Here is an 18,938-nt window from a genome sequence, read left to right on the forward strand (position 1 = left end):
TTATCTAGAGTATGTCTAAAAAATTTCAACTAAAAAACGGTCTTAAAGTCCTTTTCTTAGAAAGTCATAAGTCACCTGTGGTCTCAGTTCAAATGTGGGTGAAAACGGGCTCTGCCGATGAAAAAAAGGGAGAAGAGGGCATTTCTCACTTTATCGAGCACTTGGTTTTTAAAGGCACCCGCAAGTATGGCGTCGGCGAAATTGCCTCGACAGTGGAAGGTTCTGGCGGGGAGCTAAATGCCTATACATCCTTTGACCAAACTGTTTTTTACGTCACTATTTCTAAGCAATTTTCTGATGTCGCTTTGGACGTGATCAGCGAAATGATGGGCTTCCCAACGTTTGATCCAAAAGAAATTGATAACGAGCGTGAAGTTGTTATCGAGGAAATCAAACGCGGGCAAGACAGCCCTGGTCGCCGCGCAAGCCAGCTTCTTTTCACTAACGTATTTAAAAAACATCCCTATGGTTTACCGGTCATAGGTTATGACAAAGTGATTCGCAAAGTATCTGCGAAGAAAATCTTGGACTACTATCATAGCCGTTATGTTCCTTCGAACATGTATCTAGTTATCGCCGGTGATTTCGAATCCAAAGAGATGCGCAAAAAAGTCGACCAGATGTTCGGCGATTTCGAACCGTATAAACTTAAAAAAGTATCTCGCCCTAAGGAACCAGCGCAAAAAGATATTCGCATCAAAGTCGAACAAGCGAAGTTTGAACAAACAACAGGTTATCTTACTTGGCGTATTCCTAATGTAAAACACAAGGACATCGCAGCTCTTGAGGTGCTATCAGCAATCTTGGGGCAAGGTGATTCCTCACGCCTGATGCAAAGCCTGCGCATTCGTGAGCCTATAACGAATTCAGTTGGATCATTTAGTTATTCCATGCAGGATGACGGTCTTTTTGCTGTTTCATTTAACCTAGAAAAAGAAAATCTAGGTAAGGCCCTGAACACGCTAATCCCTGAGTTAATCAAAATGATAGAAGAGCCACCAACCGCGGCAGAAGTGCAAAAGGCGATCACTAACTTCGCTAGCCATGAAGTCTACTCTGTGGAAACTGTGGATAACATTGCCCGTAAAGCGGGAAGTAACGAGTTTTACTATCAAGATCACGACTACTATCGTAAATACATGAGACAAGTTTATTCTTTAAAGCCCCTAGATATTCAAAAGGTCGCGAAGAAATATTTGAAACCAGATAATTTTGGTCTTTCACTAATGACTAACATGGATAAAAAGGCGGCCGAAAAAATCCTGCGCAGTTTTGCGAAGGACCTAAAAGCCTCTTTAAGCAAAGCTAAGATCGGCCCGAAAAAAGAAAAATTCGTTGCGAAGAAATTTAAAATTAATACTGAAGCGGTTAAACACACGCCTGAAACTGATAGAATCGTTCTATCATCAGGAGCGACGTTGCTAATTCGCGAGCAAAAAGACACTCCATACGTTGCAATGAAAGCCGCGTTCCTGGGTGGATTAAGAGTCGAGAACAACAATGAAACAGGTTTAACTGAACTCTTTTCACGCAACTGGCTTTCAGGATCGAAAAACTTTACTGAAGATGATATCAATCTAAAAGTGGACGAAATGGCAGCAGGTTTTGGCGCCTTTGGCGGCAGAAACTCTGCAGGTCTTTCAATGGATTATTTATCACCCTTTGAAGATAAGATGCTTGAGGTCTACGCCGACACGCTACTAGCGCCTCAATTCCCTGAAAGTATTTTACAGCGCGAAAAAGTGGTGATTAAAAATCAAATTAAATCCCGCAACGACAGCCCGGCACAAATTTGCGTTTTAAACTTCATGGAAGAGATTTTTAAGGGTCATCCTTATTCTCGCGACCTTATCGGTGATGATAAAAGTATCGATGCAATCACCTCAGCGCAGTTAAAAAAATATTACGAGCGCATCGTTCACGCTAAAAACGTAACCTTCTCGGTGGTAGGGGACGTTAATAAAGACAAGTGGGTGAAGGCTTTAGAGGAAATCACTAAACAAATGCCTAAAGGTGAACGTATCACCAATAGCTTTGAAGTTGCGCCACTTAAGGAAAATAAAAAACGTTTCTACGAACTAAAAAAAGAACAAACCAACATCATTGTTGGTTATCGTGGACTGACGTTGCGCGATCCAAAACGCTATACGCTTGAAATCATTCAGTCGATTCTAAGCGGGCAGGGCGGAAGATTATTTATCGAACTTCGAGATAAAAACTCCCTAGCGTACTCCGTTTCCCCTATGCACATGGAAGGTATTGAATGTGGATATTTCGGTGGATATATCGCGTGTTCACCTGAAAAAACGCAAAAAGCTATTCAAATGCTTCATGATGAATTTAAAAAATTAGCTGATACAAAAATTAGCGAAGAAGAATTGATGCGCGCACAAAGATACCTGATTGGTCGCCATGATATCGAATTACAAAGAAAGAGCACGGTTACCAACGCCATCTTGTTCGACGATATTTATGGCCTTGATTATCGTGAAAGCCTTGATGTGGCAGACAAGTATTTTGCAGTGACGGCGGAAGACGTCCAAGACTTGGCACAAAAGATCTTTGCACAACCTCATGTGCTTAGTGTGGTTGGCCCAAGCGACGTGAAATAAAACACACGGCTTGAGACGTATTTTTTTGAGACAAAGGCCCAGATAACAAAAAAACAACTAACCGGAATGGGCCTCCAGTTTGTTAAAATAAGAGTATGAGGGATCAAAAGACGACTCCAAAAGTTGAGCTCTTTGTTAGCCCCGAGGGTTTTTTCCAAGAGCTCGTTCAAGAAGGCCTAAACCAGCGTAAAGTTCAAACTTACCCGGTGGTGGAAACATATCTTGTGCGTCTATTGCAGCATTACTTAGATGCACGAAACCTATTTGAATCTGATTACGTAAGTGAATCAGGTCAAAAAGCTCCTCAAACTCTGGCAGAGATGTATTTAACAGCTCAGAGTGCAGAACCTCCTGTCAAAAATGAAATGCTGAGAAAGCTAGGCGACCGTGCCCTCTATATCAGTGGCTTCTTCGGTGATTCGCTTTCAAGAAAAGTCGTGGACATTGATTATTATGCGGGGATTGGTGGCGCAGCCTACGCGACCTTGGCTCACCATACAAAAGAAGACACCATGGTCAAAGTTTACGATACGTTTGCCCGTCGTTTTCAAGACTACGTGGATGTTTTAACTTACATCAGTCATAACTCGTTTATTAAGAGCGATGAAAGTATTCTGCGTCTCTATGACCGTTATATGCGCACGGGATCTGAATTAGCTCGTGAAAAGCTTGTAGAGATGGGTGTTCTGGCTCTGTCGCCAGACCAAGTAAAGCTTGGCAAGCAAGGCTGATTCCTCTATGCTGACGCCATGTTCGGCTTAGGCATGTCTGAAATCATTGTATTGGGAGTTCTTGCTCTGATCGTCATCGGTCCGAAGGAGCTTCCTGAATTAGCGCGCTCCATCGGCCGCTTTCTTAATGAATTAAAACGAACAACCAATGTGCTTCAAGACGAATTAAAAGAACAAGTTCGTTTAGATCGTCTAGATCTGCGCGGCGATGAAGCTGTGACCCCACCTTCGATTGATCCAGCAACAACGGGGCATCATATTGCTGCGCCACCTGCTGATCCACAACAAATGGAACTAACAGATCAATCTTCCGCTGAAGAAAAAAAAGAAGAGCATAAGCCATCATGAGAAGCGAAGAATTAGATTCACGAGCGCAATCTCTTTACGAACATCTGGCAGAACTGCGTAAGCGTCTTATCAATTGCGTACTGATTTTATTGGTAGCAACTTGCGTGTGTTATTACTTCAGCGAACAGATTTTTAATTTTGTCAGAGCACCCATCGCTCCTTATCTCCCCGGCGGCGGGCTAATTTATACTGGCCCCATGGATAAGTTTGTAGCGCACTTAAAACTTTCTGTGGTCTGCGCGATCTTGGTTTCTTGTCCGTTTTGGTTGTACCAGGTTTGGAAGTTCGTAGCCCCAGGTCTTTATCAAAAAGAAAAAAGCTACACTTTTGGATTCATCCTTTCGGGAACAATTCTGTTTTTCCTGGGAACTATGTTTTCCTATTACATCGCTTTACCTATGGCTTTTGAATTCTTAATGAGTTTCGGTGGCACCACAGATAAGCCGATGATCTCGATTGAAGCCTATATGGGATTTTTCACCCAAATGTGTTTAATGTTCGGGGTTGCATTCGAACTACCACTGATCATTGTTATCTTGGGAATGATTGGCTTAGTAAGCCAAAAATTTCTACGTCAAAACCGTCGCTACGCTGTGATGATTTTGGCGATCGTATCAGCCATCATTACTCCACCAGATCTTTTAAGCATGTCCCTAATGCTTGTTCCAATGGTTCTGCTATATGAGATTTCCGTCATTATCGTGGGAATTTTTGAAAAGAAAAGAACAGCTTCTATAAACGAACGCGAATAATTGCTGACAACCCCTGGTGATTAAGGTGTGCTTTAATACACGGGGGGAACGTATGTCATTTTTAATCGGTTTAATTGCCATGATGGGATTGGCTCAAGCAGCGGATCCAGCAAAATGCACAGACTTAGTTGAGCGCTACGAAAACACGCAAATTCAAAGAATCTGGGCCGCAGACATTCAATCATGTTTTTTTTCAATCATTCCGCTAGATGCTTATAAAGATCTTATCTATCGCGACTATATGTTCACTTCAGACGGTGAACTCATGGTGTTTAATTCATTCGGAAGTGGCGACGAGTCTTTGACGACAGGTGCACGTGAATTCTATATGTTCCCGCGCCCGGTTGAAGAAATCACTCACAGCTGGGACTTTGATAAACAAGAACTCACGGTTCAACACGTGACTGGCGATAAATTTATCTTTGATATCCGTAAAGCACGTCTAAAAAGCATGACTCGCGGAAATGTCACAGTGGCTGACTACGTAGAACCAAAAAACCGTGGCGGAGTTGAGATCTCTAACTTCCAGGGAATTCTTTTTGATGGTGGATTTAAACGCGGAAGTGCGCCGACTGGGAACGGCAATGCGACTTCTTATTTTAAAGACGTAAATAATAAGTCATGCGCAGTAAAAAACTCTGAAGTATTCAAATACACTTCAGACGGTGATATTCATTTAAAATTTGAATCTGACAAGGCGGTCATGGCGTTCATAAAACAACGCTGCCCAGGTTTAAAACTTTAATCAGGGAATAAAAAAAGGGGCCTAAGAGCCCCTTTTTACTTCGACAAGGTCGGAATGAACTTTCTTGATCTGACGAAGTCGGAGTGTGTGCTACGGTTCTTCGAACTTGATCAGCACGGCTCCGGATTCAACCGAGTCACCTTGCTTCACTTTGATCTCTTTGATTTTTACATCACGAGAAGCGCGCATTTCGTTTTCCATTTTCATCGCTTCCATAATTAAAAGCGGCTTATTGGCCTTCACGATGTCGCCTTCCTTCGCAAAGATCTCAATAATCTTACCTGGCATCCCGGATTTAAGCTCGTTATCACCACCGAAACCGCCGCCTTTTTTCAATGATTCATGTAGAAGCATTTCATCATTGAAGACCTTGATTGCGCGGAACGAGTTACGAGTAAACACAGTATATTCAGTGTCTTGACCGATTACGTCGATCAAGTAAGATTTTCCCTCAAAAAGGAAGCTGATGTACTGCTCGGCCTCTTTATAGTCATTTTTTGAAATGTCGTAGTGAAGCCAGTCTTTGCCTTCTTCTTGCAAAGACACCTTCCATGAGCTTTTGTGTTCGCTCACGTCGACTTTATACTTTTTCCCTTTAAGTTCTGCTTCAAAATACATCTGTTACGTCCTCAATTGAAGTTTGCGGCCTACGCGCTTCCAGTTGGAAGTCAGATTCAGCTGGCGAACATCTTTGGATTTACGATCGTTATAAGCGGTAATGGCTGCAGCGATCAGGAATACAGGATCTTCAACTTCTTTGAAAAGTTGTGGTTCGATAACTTCAAAGTTCTTTTCAATGAACTGAGTCGTGTAAGAACCATCTCTGAATTTAGCGTGATCCAAAATCGTTTTATGAAGAACGATATTGGTTTTAATTCCCGTCAAAACAAACTCCGACAACGCTCTTTGCATTCTGTCGATTGCTTCTTCGCGGTTTTCACCCCAAGTGATCAATTTAGCGATCATTGGATCGTAGTATATAGGAACTTCATAACCAGGGTAAGCGTAAGAATCCACACGCATAAACGGACCCTGTGGATGGCGGCAGGCGCGAATCACACCAGGATGTGGTTTATAAGTGATTGGATCTTCAGCGCAGATACGCGCTTCAATAGCATGACCTTTTTGTTTGATGTCTTCTTGTTTGAAAGACAAAGGTTTGCCAGCAGCTACGTAGATTTGCTCTTTAACCAAGTCAAAACCAGTCACGATCTCTGTGATTGGATGTTCTACTTGCAGACGAGTGTTCATCTCCATGAAGTAAAAATCTTTAGTCGCATTATCAAAGATAAACTCAATTGTTCCCGCGCCAACGTAATTGATTTGTTTAGCTGCGCGAACAGCCGCTTCACCCATACGCAAACGAACTTCGTGAGGTACAGAAGGCGACGGACATTCTTCAATAATTTTTTGGTGGCGACGCTGAACAGAGCACTCACGTTCAAAAAGATGAACATGGTTCCCATGTTTATCGCCGAACACTTGAATTTCGATGTGTTTTGGATCGTTGACGAATTTTTCGATGTAAACAGTTGGATCCGCAAAATAGTTCTGACCTTCAGAACGGCACGCACGGAAAGCGCTTTCAAGCTCTTCCATCTTGCGCACAACACGCATCCCTTTACCACCGCCACCAGCAGAGGCTTTGATGATAACTGGAAGACCGATTTTTTGCGCGATTTCTAAAGCTTGCTCAACCGTGTCTACACCGCCATCGCTGCCGGGAACTGTCGGTACGCCTGCTTTTTTCATCAACGCTTTTGCAGAAAGTTTATCACCCATCGATTCAATGTTTTGCACTGTAGGACCGATGAAAGTGATACCAGCTGCTTCAAGAGCTTTAGCAAAGTTCGTGTTTTCAGAAAGAAAACCGTAACCCGGGTGAATTGCATCCACACCTGCTTGCTTCGCCACTTCGATGATTTTTTGATAGTTCAAATAGCTTTCTTTAGATGGAGAAGGCCCAATGTGATAAGCCTCGTCCGCCAAAAAGACATGCAAAGAATCGCGGTCCGCATCTGAAAATACCGCAACAGAACCGATGCCAAGCTCACGGCAAGCGCGAGTGACACGGATTGCGATTTCTCCACGGTTGGCGATCAGGATTTTTTTAAACAATGCCATAATTTTTCCTTAATCTAGTCCAGTTCCACATTCTAGCGTTACCGCTACAAAGGAATATTGCCGTGTTTTTTCGCCGGCATGATATCGCGTTTATGTTTAAGCATTTCTAGTGAATCAATGATGCGTTTACGAGTCATTGCTGGCTCAATAACTTCATCAGTGTATCCAAGCTCTGCCGAAACATATGGATTGCTGAACTTAGCTTCGTATTCAGCAGTTAAGCGCGCGCGCTCTGCCACTGGATCTTTTGCTTTGTTGATTTCTTCTCTGAAGATAATGCTTACCGCGCCGTCAGCACCCATTACAGCGATTTCTGCAGAAGGGTAGGCAAGGTTCACGTCAGATCTAAGAAGTTTAGAACCCATAACGATGTAAGCGCCACCGTAAGCTTTACGAGTGATCACAGTGATTTTCGGAACTGTCGCTTCAGCGTAAGCGTAAAGAAGTTTCGCACCGTGAGTGATGATACCATTCCATTCTTGATCCTTACCAGGCAAGAAACCAGGAACGTCAACGAAGGATACCACTGGAATGTTGAAAGCATCACAGAAGCGGATAAAGCGCGCGGCTTTACGGGAAGCTTCGATGTTTAAGCAACCCGCTAGAACATTCGGCTGATTTGCTACGATACCAACAGGACGACCGTTGAAACGAGCATAACCTACGATGATGTTTTGCGCGTAGTGCTTGTGAATTTCTAGGAAGTAGCCTTCATCCACGCACTCAGTGATCACACTTAGCATGTCATAAGGTTTCTTAGGATTTTCAGGAATCAAAGTGTTCAACGCTTCCGTCACGCGATCCGGGCGATCGTTTGTTGGTAATACCGGAGCATCATCCAAGTTGTTTGAAGGAAGGAAGTTCATAAGCTCACGAATCAACAATAAGCAGTGCTTATCGTCTTCCGCAGCAAAATGCGCCACACCTGATTTTGCAGAGTGTGTGGTCGCCCCACCAAGTTCTTCTTTAGTCACTTCTTCATGAGTCACAGTCTTAATAACATCAGGGCCTGTCACAAACATGTAGCTTGTGTTTTTAACCATGAAAACAAAGTCAGTGATTGATGGAGAGTAAACCGCCCCACCTGCGCACGGGCCCATGATGGCCGTGATTTGCGGGATAAGACCCGAAGCCATTGTGTTGCGAGTAAAGATATCTGCGTAACCACCTAGTGATTCGATACCTTCTTGAATACGCGCACCACCAGAGTCATTGATAGAAATGAATGGCGCACCATTTTTCATCGCAAGATCCATGACCTTACAGATTTTATTAGCTTGAGTGCGAGACATAGATCCACCAATGACGGTGAAATCTTGAGAAGAGATATAGACTAATTTTCCGTTGATACGACCGTAACCAGTGATGACACCATCACCAGGTACTACGTTTTTATCCATTCCAAAGTTTGTGCAGCGATGGGATACAAAACGATCCATTTCAACAAAGCTACCTGGATCGACAAGAACATCGATACGTTCGCGGGCAGTAAGGCGACCACCTTGTTTATGTTTTGCAACTTTGGCAGCTCCGCCACCAGCCATTGCAGCTTCATTTCTTTTTTCAAGATCGTTAAGGCGAGCCTGAATGCCAGATGAAATTTCCGTGCTCATATGATTCCTTTTTAAGTAGGGGTTGACCCCCTAAAAACCAAGGGCACAATCTACCACGCACTACTTAAGAATCACCTTAAAAACACAGACGCAGAGCATACTTTTTATGCCCTGCGGAATATGATCTATGTATTTGAATTTACGGAACTAACTGCTTCAGAAGTTGTAAGGCCTTTTGCACGTTTATGCGGCCTCGAGTATTTACTTTAAACTCATGCCCTGGATCGACATCCACTGACTGCAAAATAGCTGTCTTAATTTGTGCAGCAGTTGCATTGGGACGAGCGCTCCAAAGAAGGGCTGCAGCACCACTGACAAACGGAGCCGCCATACTTGTTCCATCCATGTAAGCCGTAGAGTTACCAGGAATTGTACTTAAGATTCTTTCACCCGGAGCAGCCACGTGGACATACTGAAAACCACTGTTAGACCAAGCAGTCATAAAGTCAGTCACCGAAGAAGCCGCCACCGTGATTTGATTCGCTAAATTAAATGAAGCAGGGAACTCAGGATATAAATCGACATCGCGACCATCGTTACCTGCGGCCACAATCACAAGAATTCCTTTTTTCTCTAACTCAATAAAAGTATTTCTTAAAGAGGTCACACAAGGCGCGCCACCCCAGCTAGCATTGATGATTTTAGCGCCACGATTTGCAGAATACTGCAAAGCTAAAACCGCATCACCTAAAGAACCACCGCCATCGTTAGCAATAAATTGGGCAGGAATAATTTGCGCTTGCGGAGCAACACCTTCAACTGATCCTTTCGTGTGATCAGCAGCAATGATGCCAGCAACGTGGGATCCATGGGAACTTGGAGTATCTGAACCACTAGGTACAGAAACAAACACAGCCCCATAATAATCATCGACGACACCGTTTCGATCATCATCAACCCCATTATTAGCAACCTCTGCAGTGTTCACTGCAATTCTAGGTGCAAGTTGTGGATGAGTTGTGTCAACAAATGAATCAACCACGGCGACCTTGATGTTTTGGCCATAGATACCTTGTGACCAAACGTTTCTTGCGCCGATCATATCTTGACCCCAGCTATCAGAAATTCCAGCGACGCGAACATCATCGGCTTTTTTGATTTGCAGTTGGCGATCAAATTCGACAAAGCGGATTTTTTCTAATTGAGGCTCAATAAAATTTTTAGTGAATTCTTCAGCGTTGGCTGCGGATTCAACTGTGAATTTTCCGTCTTCCCATTGCACGATAAATTTATTTTGAACAGCCTGACCCAAACATGCATTTGAATCTAATGCGCCATTCTCTGGAAATACGGTACTCGCGGACTTTTCGTTGCTACATGCTGCTAATACAAAGATGCAAGCAACCGCCGAGAGAATCTTCTGAACATCCATGTTCACTCCCTATTGCAGGCTCACAGGTCCCATCATTAGGACAATGTCAGTGAACCCTTCCGGTTAGCTCTTCGGTAATTATATGTCTTAATTTGAGTCTATTATGGGAAACTGGACCTGATTTAATGTAAGTCAGTGCAATCGTAGGGATATCCACAACAGCCTTATGGCTAGCGGAAGCTAAGTTATTAAGATTCCTATAAAAAAATTAGAGCTGGCCTATGAACTCGCGCAAGAAAGAGCTGAATTCAAGCTCTACGCGTTTCGCAGTTTCGGTAACTTCGGTGTGGGAAAGTTTATGGTTTGAAATACCAGCAGCTAAGTTCGTGATGCAACTTAATGCCGCCACACGAAGACCTAAATGATTAGCAGCGATTGTTTCAGGCACTGTGCTCATGCCGACAGCCTTACCACCAATAAGTTTTAAATAACGAACCTCTGCCGGAGTTTCATAAGTAGGACCGCTCACACCACAGTAAATACCTTTGTGATAGCGAGTTCCTTGCTTTTGCAGAAGTTGTTCCATGATGCTGATTAAACGTTTGTCGTAAGCTTCAGTCATATCAGGGAAACGTGGACCTAATTCTTTGATGTTGGGTCCCATCAATGGGTTTGTGCCCATAAGATTGATGTGATCTTCGATGATCATGAAATCACCGGCTTGCATGCTTTCACCAAAGCCACCCGCAGAGTTTGTTAAAATCAAAGTTTCAACACCCAACATTGCTAGTGTACGAACTGGGAAAACCACGCTCGACATCGGATGGCCTTCATAGAAATGATTTCTGCCTTGTAAAATCGCGATGGATTGTCCACCCACTTTACCAAAAATCAAATTCCCAGAATGACCTTCGACCGTAGGAGGGGAGAAGTGCGGGATTTCTTTATACGGAATCGTCGCTTCCACTTCCACATCTTTTACGAAGGCGCCAAGGCCCGAGCCCAATACCACACCGATCTTCGGTTTTGCCGAAGTTTTTGTGCGGATAAAGCTAACGGTTTCTTGTAAGTCTTCGAGGATCAATGGAACCTTCCTACTTTAAAATCTTAAGTATCAAACTAGGCTTTGTAATTTTTGGCAAGGAAATATTGATTGCTGATTTAAGCAGCGGAACTGCAGATTGCAAAAGATCTTTATCATCACCATGTAAAGTAAAGATGCGATCTCCTGGTTTTACTGCGTCACCAACCTTGACGTGGAACTCTATGCCCGCAGTGGGCGCAATAATACCAGTAGTTTGCGCGCGGCCTGCGTGAATAATAATTCCCGCGACACCTATGCTTTCTGTATGAAAACCATGCACATGACCTTCGTGTTCCGTAGTTACATCCACCTTGTGCTTAGGTTTTGGCAAAGCGGCAAGATTGCCACCGTGAATTTGGCAAAGCTCTTCAAATTTTGCCATCGCTTTACCTGACGTTAAAATATCAGAGGCCATTTTATATGATTCTTTTTCATCGCGACCAACACCTGCTAACAACAACATGTGAGCAGAAAGTTGCAGACTTAATTCTCGTGTATCTTCGTAAAGATCATATCCACCAGGGCCAATGAATTTTTCATTTTTCATGATGGCAACACACTCTTCCACTTCTAAAGAGTTTCCTGCATAGCGGCCCAAGGGTTGATCCATATTAGTTAAAAGTGAAGTGACCTTTTTCCCGTAGCCGCGAGCAATCGACATTAAATTCAATGCAAGTTCTTCGGCCTGCGCAGAAGTTTTCATAAATGCGCCAGAACCATACTTCACGTCTAAAACAAGGCCATCAATCCCTTCAGCTAATTTTTTTGACATGATCGAAGCGCATATCAGCGGCAAACTTTCAACGGTTGCCGTCACATCACGAAGTGCATAGATTTTTTTATCAGCAGGACAGATTTCTTTTGTCTGACCGATAAAACAAATCAAATGCTTGCGCACAAGCTCAATAAATTCTGGCAATGATTTCTGCGTATTAAAACCAGGGATGGATTCTAACTTATCTAATGTTCCACCCGTATGACCTAGGCCACGGCCTGAAATCATGGGAACTGGGACACCAGCTGCAGCAACGATAGGACCAAGAATCAAACTTGTCTTATCACCCACGCCACCGGTTGAATGTTTATCAACTTTAAATCCTGGCACCGTAGAAAAATCCACAACTTCACCCGAATGAAGCATCGCCTTGGTTAATGCCAAAGTTTCTTCCGTTGTCATACCTTTAAAGAAGATCGCCATTAATAAAGCAGACATCTGATAATCAGGAATGTGCCCGCGAGCGTACCCTAAGATAAATTCATTGATGTCTTCATAAGAAAGACTTTCGCCATTGCGTTTGGCTTTAATAATTTCAGCCGGCAGAAAGTGCATTAATAACCCCCAGAAACAGTGGCACCTTGAACTAAAGCAACACCAGAGCTTGTGCCTAAGCGGCTTGCTCCAGCATCAATCATCGCTTTTGCTTGTTGGAGGTCTTTAACTCCACCAGAGGCTTTCACTTCCATTTGATCTTTAACAATTGATTTCATTAATTTTACATCTTCAACCGTGGCACCACCGCCGCCAAACCCTGTTGAAGTTTTCACGAAATGCGCGCCCGCTTCTAAAGACAAATTGCAAGCAAGCACTTTGTCATCGTGGCTTAAAAGCGAAGTTTCGATAATCACTTTCACTTTGCGCCCTTGCGCTGCCTTCACCACCGCTTTGATATCTTCGCGAACATAATCAGTGCGGCGATCTTTTAATGCGCCCACATTGATAACCATATCAATTTCTTCAGCACCATTTTTAATTGCCGTCGCAGTTTCAAAGGCTTTGGATTCGGTGTCCATGGCTCCTAAAGGAAAGCCCACAACGCAGCAAACTTTGACCGAAGAACCAGAAAGAAGTTTTGCGCAGGTTGAAACATAAGACGTGTTCACACAAACACTAAAGAATTGATGCTCTTTAGCCTCAGCGCATAGTTTTTCGATCTGCGCCATTTGCGCTTCCGGCTTAAGTAGAGTGTGATCAATATAACGACTTAGTTGCACAGGGCACCTCGGAATGATGTAATAAGAAAAGTTATCTTAGTTCATTGCAGGAGGCAATCATGACCCCACAGAAGTGGACCTCAGTTTTACTGGCAACATTAGTAATTTTCACTTCTCAAGCCTCTTATTCGCAGACGGACCGAACTTTAAAGCGCAATGTGGCGATAGTCCTCTTCTCTAGCTTAGGCGGGGCGATCCTGGGTCTAAGTACTCTTTCATTTTACGGGGAGCCTCAAGAACATACAGATAACATCACAATCGGTGCTTTGCTTGGTTTTGCTAGTGGCGTGGGGTACGTATCGTATCTTGCATCCCGACCTGCGCCGCCAAAGTATGAATATTCCCAAGTATTTGATTTGGATCAAAAAAGCAGAAGGGCTGTAGCGTTTGCTAAAGCCCCTCAGATAGTTCAATTTTCCTATGAATTTTAATTAGCCCACTTTGGTGCGGGTCGCTTGGGTCGCAGCATTCGGTTGAATCGCTGTGTCGCCACCACCAGCCTGGCCCAAGAAGGTTTTTGCATCAGCAGCAGAAACCTTCCCTTTGCGAACCAGATCCTCAATGTATTTTTCAAATAGCACCATGCCTTGGCTTGAACCTGTTTGCATTGCCGAAGCCAATTGATGCACTTTTCCTTCGCGAATAAGATTCGAGATGGCTTTTGTATTACGCATGATTTCGTAAGCCGCGACACGACCTTGTCCATCGGCGCGCGAGAAAAGAGTTTGCGCCACTACGCCACGCAAGCTTTCTGCCAGCATCGTACGGATTTGTTGTTGTTGTCCCGCGGGGAAAACGTCAATGATACGATCGACTGTTTTTGCAGCACTGTTCGTATGAAGAGTACCAAACACAATGTGACCCGTTTCTGCAGCCGTTAATGCTAAAGAAATAGTTTCAAGGTCACGCAACTCACCCACAAGCAAAATATCTGGATCTTCACGTAAGGCTGCTTTTAAAGCGTTAGCGAAACTTTTTGTATGACTTCCCACTTCGCGTTGATTCACAAGCGCTTTCAAATTCGGATGAACAAACTCGATCGGGTCTTCAACCGTGATGATGTGGGCTTCGCGAGTCATATTGATTTGATGAATCATGGCAGCCAAGGTCGTAGATTTACCAGAACCTGTGGGACCCGTAACAAGAATCAAACCACGATCACAATCAATCATATCCATCACCGCAGGAGGTAAACCTAACTCTTGCGCTGTTTTAATTTTCTCAGGGATAATACGCATTACTGCGCCAAGTCCTTTACGCTGCATAAAGATATTGCAACGGAAGCGACCAATTCCAGAAAGAGTGTAAGCGAAATCAAGTTCCCATTTTTCAACGAAGGCTTTCTTTTGTTTTTCAGAAAGAATTTCGAAGAGCAAGCCTTGTACGTCTTGGTTCGTCAATTCACGGTAATTCAAAGGCACCATGTTTCCATGCAGTCGAAGGTAAGGAGGCGCGCCGCTTGTGATATGCAAGTCGGAAGCTCCTTGTTCCACCATCAATTTAAACAGTTCATCAATTGTTGCCATTCGCTTAACCTCTATATTTCTATGATCTTTTCGGCGACAAATGGCTCAATATTAAATATTATTTGCTAAGGGTCTTGTTTCTGGACTAATGAAGTAGGACAGCATCGCGCACTTGTTAGGAGCTTAGTATGTCAGCAGAAATTTTAATCAATGTCAGGCCTCAAGAAACCCGCGTTGCTTATGTCGATTCTGGTGTTCTTTCAGATTTAAAAATCGAGCGGAAAACTTCTCCGACGTTGGTGGGGGCTATCCACCGCGGAACAGTGTTAAGAGTTCTGCCGGGGATGCAAGCTGCTTTCGTAGACATTGGTCTAGACAAAGCAGCATTCCTTTATGTCGGTGATATCCGCGAAGACGTGGATGATGCGTTTCTTTCTGATGTAGACCGCGACGAACCATTTCCAGATGGTGATGATGAAAAACTACCGACCCATCACAATAAAACTCCTATCCAAGATCTTTTAAAAGAAGGTCAATCGATTTTAGTTCAAGTCGCAAAAGATCCATTAGGAACAAAGGGCGCACGTTTAACGACGCATTTATCGCTTCCTGGCCGCTTCGTGGTTTTTTTGCCCACAGTACGTCACTTAGGTATCTCTCGTCGTATTGAAGATGAAAGTGAACGCGAACGCCTAAGAAAACTTGTACAAAAAATCAATCCATCCGGCGGCGTGATCGTAAGAACTGCCGGGGAGGGTGCTTCAGAGGAAATGCTGAAAGCCGACATCGAATATTTGGACCGTTTAAGCAAAGAGATCTTTAAAAATTACGAAAAAAAGAAATCTCCAGGCATGGTTCATACCGAGCTTGATGTTGAGCTGCGCGCACTTCGTGATTTAATGAGTGAAGATGTTACCAGTGTATGGGTGGATAGCGTTGAAATTCACAAAAAAGTCGTGAAGTTCGTATCGCAGTTCATGCCGAAATATAAGCAGAACATCGTGCTTTATGAAGAACAAAAGCCGTTGTTTGACTTGTACGATATCGATATTGAAATTTCTAGATCGATGGAAAGAAAGATCTGGTTAAAGTCTGGCGGTTACATCGTTATCGATGAAGCCGAAGCTTTGGTCGTTATTGACGTAAATACTGGTAAATTTGTCGGCAAAAAAGATCTTGAAGACACAATTTTAAAAACAAATTTAGAAGCAGTTAGAGAGATCGCGCACCAACTGCGCATTCGTAACTGTGGCGGCATTATTATTATCGATTTTATCGATATGGAAAAAGAATCCCACCGTGAAAAAGTTCTAGAAGCTTTAGCCGAAGAATTGCAGCGCGACCGTGCCCGCACAAATATCGTTTCAATGTCCCAACTGGGTTTGGTTGAAATGACTCGTAAACGTATTCGCCCAAGTCTTATTAAAACATTATGTGAGCCATGCAGTTATTGTGATGGCAAAGGTTACATCAAAAGAAAATCTACGGTAGCGAATGAGATCTTCCGCGAACTTGAACGTGATGCTGATATGTTAATTAATAAAAAAACCAATGTCGTAATTCATTGTCACAGCGGTGTTGTTGACTGGATTTATGAAGTTGAAGGTGAAAGCCTTGAAGTTTTAGAGAAGAAACTAGGCCGATCTGTGGCGTTTAAGATTGAACCCAACTATCACTTAGAACAATACGAAATCTTCTTTGTCTAAAGAAAAAGCCTTCATAATCATGAAGGCTTTTTTTATTACTTTTTCTTTGAGCCGTTTTCTTTAAGCTTTACATTTTCTGCGCCGAATTTTTGTCGCAAAGTTTTTTCGACACCTTCAAGGTGCGCTTGCAGAATGACTTCAAATAAAGCTTCTGGATCGATTTTATAAAGCTTAGCGAGGGTTTTAATCACCGGAACAGGTGGTTCAGAAAGTCCTCGTTCCCAATTAGAAATAAATTGAGAAGTATTATAACCAAGATGAACCGAAACTTCCTTCTGAGAAAGATTTTGCTTTTCTCTGGAGGCTCGTAAGAAGGTACCACATTTATTCATTCCAAAAATCTCCGTGCCAGAAATTGATTTTTGCAAAGAACAAAGCGGGTGTCCACTACAAGGATTTTGTTTAGTCTAAGTAAATTTAAATAAAATTTAGATTAATAATTTAAATTTTGTTTTTGAAAATTGCATTTTTCACGCAAAACAACCGGAGACACTTTTTCGTCTTCAAATCCTAAAACCCGCTCTAGCAAAGGAAACTGTGGGTCTCAGATTTTTTTGAGTGAATAAAGTAAAGTAAATTTCGATGAAAAATCTTGCAGAAAATATCAGTTTAAAATTCAAAGTAAAAAATTTTTTACTAGCGTAGTTCCGGTTAGTTCATCACTGTTCTTGAGGACGCATGGGTGGGAAAAGTCCTGTTTCAAAATGATTAGTAAACAAAAGCAGAGATAAAAATCTGCGTGATGGCCATCACTTCTAGACAAAACACCAGCGCGAAGCTGCTTTTTAATTCCGATATCATATTATGCGTATTCTTTTTTATATCTTCATGCTTGTTAGTTTTTCGTTACCCGCTTTAAGCCAAGAGCTGAGCGTGGCTTGTTCTGCTTATTTAGATAAGTGCGAAAAAGTTCCAGAACCCTTAAAGCTCGCAGCAGATACCTGCGCCATCGAACAAAAAATTTCTGGATGTGAAGAGCTGGCGAAAAACGATCCTGAAACTGCTCCCTACATTCGTAAGTGCGACGCTAAGTCCGTTTGTGATCAGGCTGCCAATAAATCCATAGATCAACTCAAAGGATGCTTTTCAGGCACGGTTGAAATTGCCAAAGAATTTTGGGATGCCATAGGTTCTATCCCTGAGCTTGCCGGCAAAGGTGCGGATGCCATCAAAGCCTGTTGGCAAAGTGAAGAGTGTAGATCACGAGTCTACGATCATTCCGTAAAAAATGCGGCTTACACAACTATGTTAGTGAATCCGATTTTGGCTCCGCTAATTTTAATTTATATGCGCAAAACAAATCAGGTTAGCGATGATGACCTTAAAAAGTTAGCTGACGTTTCTGAAAGTCTTATTAAAAAAGGTAAAGAGTATATAGAGAAGCAAGGAATGAAGCTTGCTTGCTACGATGCTAAGACCCAGGCAGAGATGGTTTGTTATGGTGTTTTTTCCGTCGTAAATCCTGCAGGAGCAGCAGGGATCTTAGCCAAGACCCCAAAGCTAGCAAAGATCATCAAAGCAGCTGGCAGTTCAACTGGAAAGGCTTCAGAAGCCACAGTGGATTTGGCAAGGGCAGCAAAACTGACCAATGCAGAGCGAGTTGTCGAAGCGGAAAAGATCACAGGTCGCAAACTGACTCCTGATCAAGAAGCTGCTTTAATCAAAGCCCACGAAGTCGCAAAAGACACCGGCCGAGGATATGGAAGTTATTCTGCTGCAGACCTTAAAGAGAAATCGGAAATTCTTCGCGCCGCTGGCTTCAGTGACCAGGAAAGAGATCAGCTTTTACGGCAAGGGATCGCCGGAATGTATAGCAATGCCCAACAAGCCCACGTCTATGCAAACACCGCACGCCTTCAGGCCGATAAATTGCGCGTGGCGGGTAAGATTGATGAATCTACTGCCAGTTATAGAAACGCTGCTGATTCATATGAAGTTTATATAAAAGATGCAAAAGTCCAAAAATCAGAGCGCGATTATTTAGTAGGTGCTGGCTTGAACGCCCACGCCGGTCGTTATGACAAGGCAGCGGACTATTATTTAGCCAGCAAAAACTCGATTTCTCGGTCCGATCAAAAGGCTGAAGCAGTTTTTGAAGCACTAAGACGAGAAAAAGACGAGCTTCGTGTCATAGCCGCTAAAAATCCAGAAAACCGAGGCGCTAAAAAGGCTTACGACGATCACCGAAAAATGATTGAGGCCGTTGTTAATCATCCACAGTTTAAACTTGGGGATTCTTGGCGCGCCGAACTTTTAAAGCCCTAAATAGTACTTAAGTAGTTGTTATTATGAGGCTTATTGCCAACCCTGGACCTCCTTGAAATTCTGCAAAATTATTTGCATTTGGGGGGTCTTAAGGCTAACCTCTCTTTTCCCTGAAAAAGCTGAAAAAAATAGCACGTAATAGGTTGACAAAGCCTATCGCAAGGTGGCATTTACCATTGGCTTAATTC

General features: G+C 43.1%; 17 protein-coding genes. 8 read left to right on the top strand and 9 right to left on the bottom strand.

Annotated elements, in window-relative coordinates:
- Window positions 1-11: 11 nt before the first annotated feature.
- From MNR06_RS12120 to MNR06_RS12140, 5 genes are all read left to right on the top strand, one after another.
- A complete protein-coding gene (locus MNR06_RS12120) occupies window positions 12-2,612 on the top strand; it encodes a M16 family metallopeptidase (RefSeq protein WP_243536392.1) in 2,601 nt (866 codons plus the stop codon).
- Between the two features lie 95 nt (window positions 2,613-2,707).
- Window positions 2,708-3,343, top strand: coding sequence for a hypothetical protein (locus tag MNR06_RS12125; protein ID WP_243536394.1), 636 nt, complete (start codon window positions 2,708-2,710; stop codon window positions 3,341-3,343).
- A gap of 33 nt (window positions 3,344-3,376) precedes the next feature.
- Window positions 3,377-3,691, top strand: a complete 315-nt coding sequence (locus tag MNR06_RS12130; protein WP_243536397.1) for a Sec-independent protein translocase subunit TatA/TatB — start codon at window positions 3,377-3,379, stop codon at window positions 3,689-3,691.
- Entirely contained in the window at window positions 3,688-4,443 is a 756-nt protein-coding gene (gene tatC / locus MNR06_RS12135) for a twin-arginine translocase subunit TatC (protein WP_243536399.1), read from the top strand. The genes MNR06_RS12130 and tatC overlap by 4 nt, the downstream gene beginning before the upstream one ends.
- Window positions 4,444-4,495: 52 nt before the next feature.
- Window positions 4,496-5,188: a hypothetical protein gene (locus MNR06_RS12140; protein WP_243536401.1), complete on the top strand. Its 693-nt coding sequence runs from the start codon at window positions 4,496-4,498 to the stop codon at window positions 5,186-5,188.
- A gap of 90 nt (window positions 5,189-5,278) precedes the next feature.
- Here the strand turns inward: MNR06_RS12140 and MNR06_RS12145 are convergent, their stop codons facing one another.
- The 7 genes from MNR06_RS12145 to deoC all read right to left on the bottom strand — a co-directional run bounded on the left by MNR06_RS12145 (window position 5,279) and on the right by deoC (window position 13,313).
- A complete protein-coding gene (locus MNR06_RS12145; RefSeq protein WP_243536402.1) occupies window positions 5,279-5,806 on the bottom strand; it encodes an acetyl-CoA carboxylase biotin carboxyl carrier protein subunit in 528 nt (175 codons plus the stop codon).
- A 3-nt stretch (window positions 5,807-5,809) separates the two neighbouring features.
- Window positions 5,810-7,312: an acetyl-CoA carboxylase biotin carboxylase subunit gene (accC, locus tag MNR06_RS12150; protein WP_243536404.1), complete on the bottom strand. Its 1,503-nt coding sequence runs from the start codon at window positions 7,310-7,312 to the stop codon at window positions 5,810-5,812.
- Window positions 7,313-7,356: 44 nt separating this feature from the next.
- Window positions 7,357-8,925 carry an acyl-CoA carboxylase subunit beta gene (locus MNR06_RS12155; protein ID WP_243536406.1) on the bottom strand — a complete coding sequence of 523 codons (1,569 nt, stop codon included), beginning with the start codon at window positions 8,923-8,925 and terminating at the stop codon, window positions 7,357-7,359.
- A 139-nt stretch (window positions 8,926-9,064) separates the two neighbouring features.
- Window positions 9,065-10,297, bottom strand: a complete 1,233-nt coding sequence (locus tag MNR06_RS12160; RefSeq protein WP_243536408.1) for a S8 family peptidase — start codon at window positions 10,295-10,297, stop codon at window positions 9,065-9,067.
- Between the two features lie 208 nt (window positions 10,298-10,505).
- Window positions 10,506-11,321, bottom strand: a complete 816-nt coding sequence (locus MNR06_RS12165) for a purine-nucleoside phosphorylase (RefSeq protein WP_243536410.1) — start codon at window positions 11,319-11,321, stop codon at window positions 10,506-10,508.
- A 10-nt stretch (window positions 11,322-11,331) separates the two neighbouring features.
- Entirely contained in the window at window positions 11,332-12,651 is a 1,320-nt protein-coding gene (locus MNR06_RS12170; protein WP_243536412.1) for a thymidine phosphorylase, read from the bottom strand.
- Window positions 12,651-13,313 (bottom strand): deoxyribose-phosphate aldolase, encoded by a 663-nt coding sequence (gene deoC, locus MNR06_RS12175; protein ID WP_243536414.1) that lies wholly within the window; start codon window positions 13,311-13,313, stop codon window positions 12,651-12,653. The genes MNR06_RS12170 and deoC overlap by 1 nt, the downstream gene beginning before the upstream one ends.
- A 59-nt stretch (window positions 13,314-13,372) precedes the next feature.
- Between deoC and MNR06_RS12180 the strand changes: the two genes are divergently transcribed.
- Complete coding sequence (locus MNR06_RS12180) at window positions 13,373-13,744, top strand: hypothetical protein (RefSeq protein ID WP_243536416.1); 372 nt, start codon at window positions 13,373-13,375, stop codon at window positions 13,742-13,744.
- Here MNR06_RS12180 and MNR06_RS12185 read toward each other — a convergent pair whose 3' ends face one another.
- Window positions 13,745-14,839: a type IV pilus twitching motility protein PilT gene (locus tag MNR06_RS12185; protein ID WP_243536418.1), complete on the bottom strand. Its 1,095-nt coding sequence runs from the start codon at window positions 14,837-14,839 to the stop codon at window positions 13,745-13,747. It abuts the gene before it with no gap.
- A gap of 128 nt (window positions 14,840-14,967) precedes the next feature.
- Here MNR06_RS12185 and MNR06_RS12190 point away from each other — a divergent pair, with 128 nt between their 5' ends.
- Entirely contained in the window at window positions 14,968-16,485 is a 1,518-nt protein-coding gene (locus MNR06_RS12190; protein WP_243536420.1) for an Rne/Rng family ribonuclease, read from the top strand.
- Window positions 16,486-16,520: 35 nt separating this feature from the next.
- Here MNR06_RS12190 and MNR06_RS12195 read toward each other — a convergent pair whose 3' ends face one another.
- Window positions 16,521-16,817, bottom strand: a complete 297-nt coding sequence (locus MNR06_RS12195; protein WP_243536422.1) for a helix-turn-helix domain-containing protein — start codon at window positions 16,815-16,817, stop codon at window positions 16,521-16,523.
- Between the two features lie 472 nt (window positions 16,818-17,289).
- On the opposite strand from MNR06_RS12195, the gene MNR06_RS12200 reads away from it, so the two are divergent.
- The gene (locus MNR06_RS12200; protein WP_243536424.1) at window positions 17,290-18,750 is read left to right on the top strand and encodes a hypothetical protein; all 1,461 of its coding nucleotides are present in this window, start codon (window positions 17,290-17,292) and stop codon (window positions 18,748-18,750) included.
- Window positions 18,751-18,938: the final 188 nt, after the last annotated feature.

The organism is Bdellovibrio reynosensis (assembly GCF_022814725.1).
Lineage (GTDB): Bacteria > Bdellovibrionota > Bdellovibrionia > Bdellovibrionales > Bdellovibrionaceae > Bdellovibrio > Bdellovibrio reynosensis.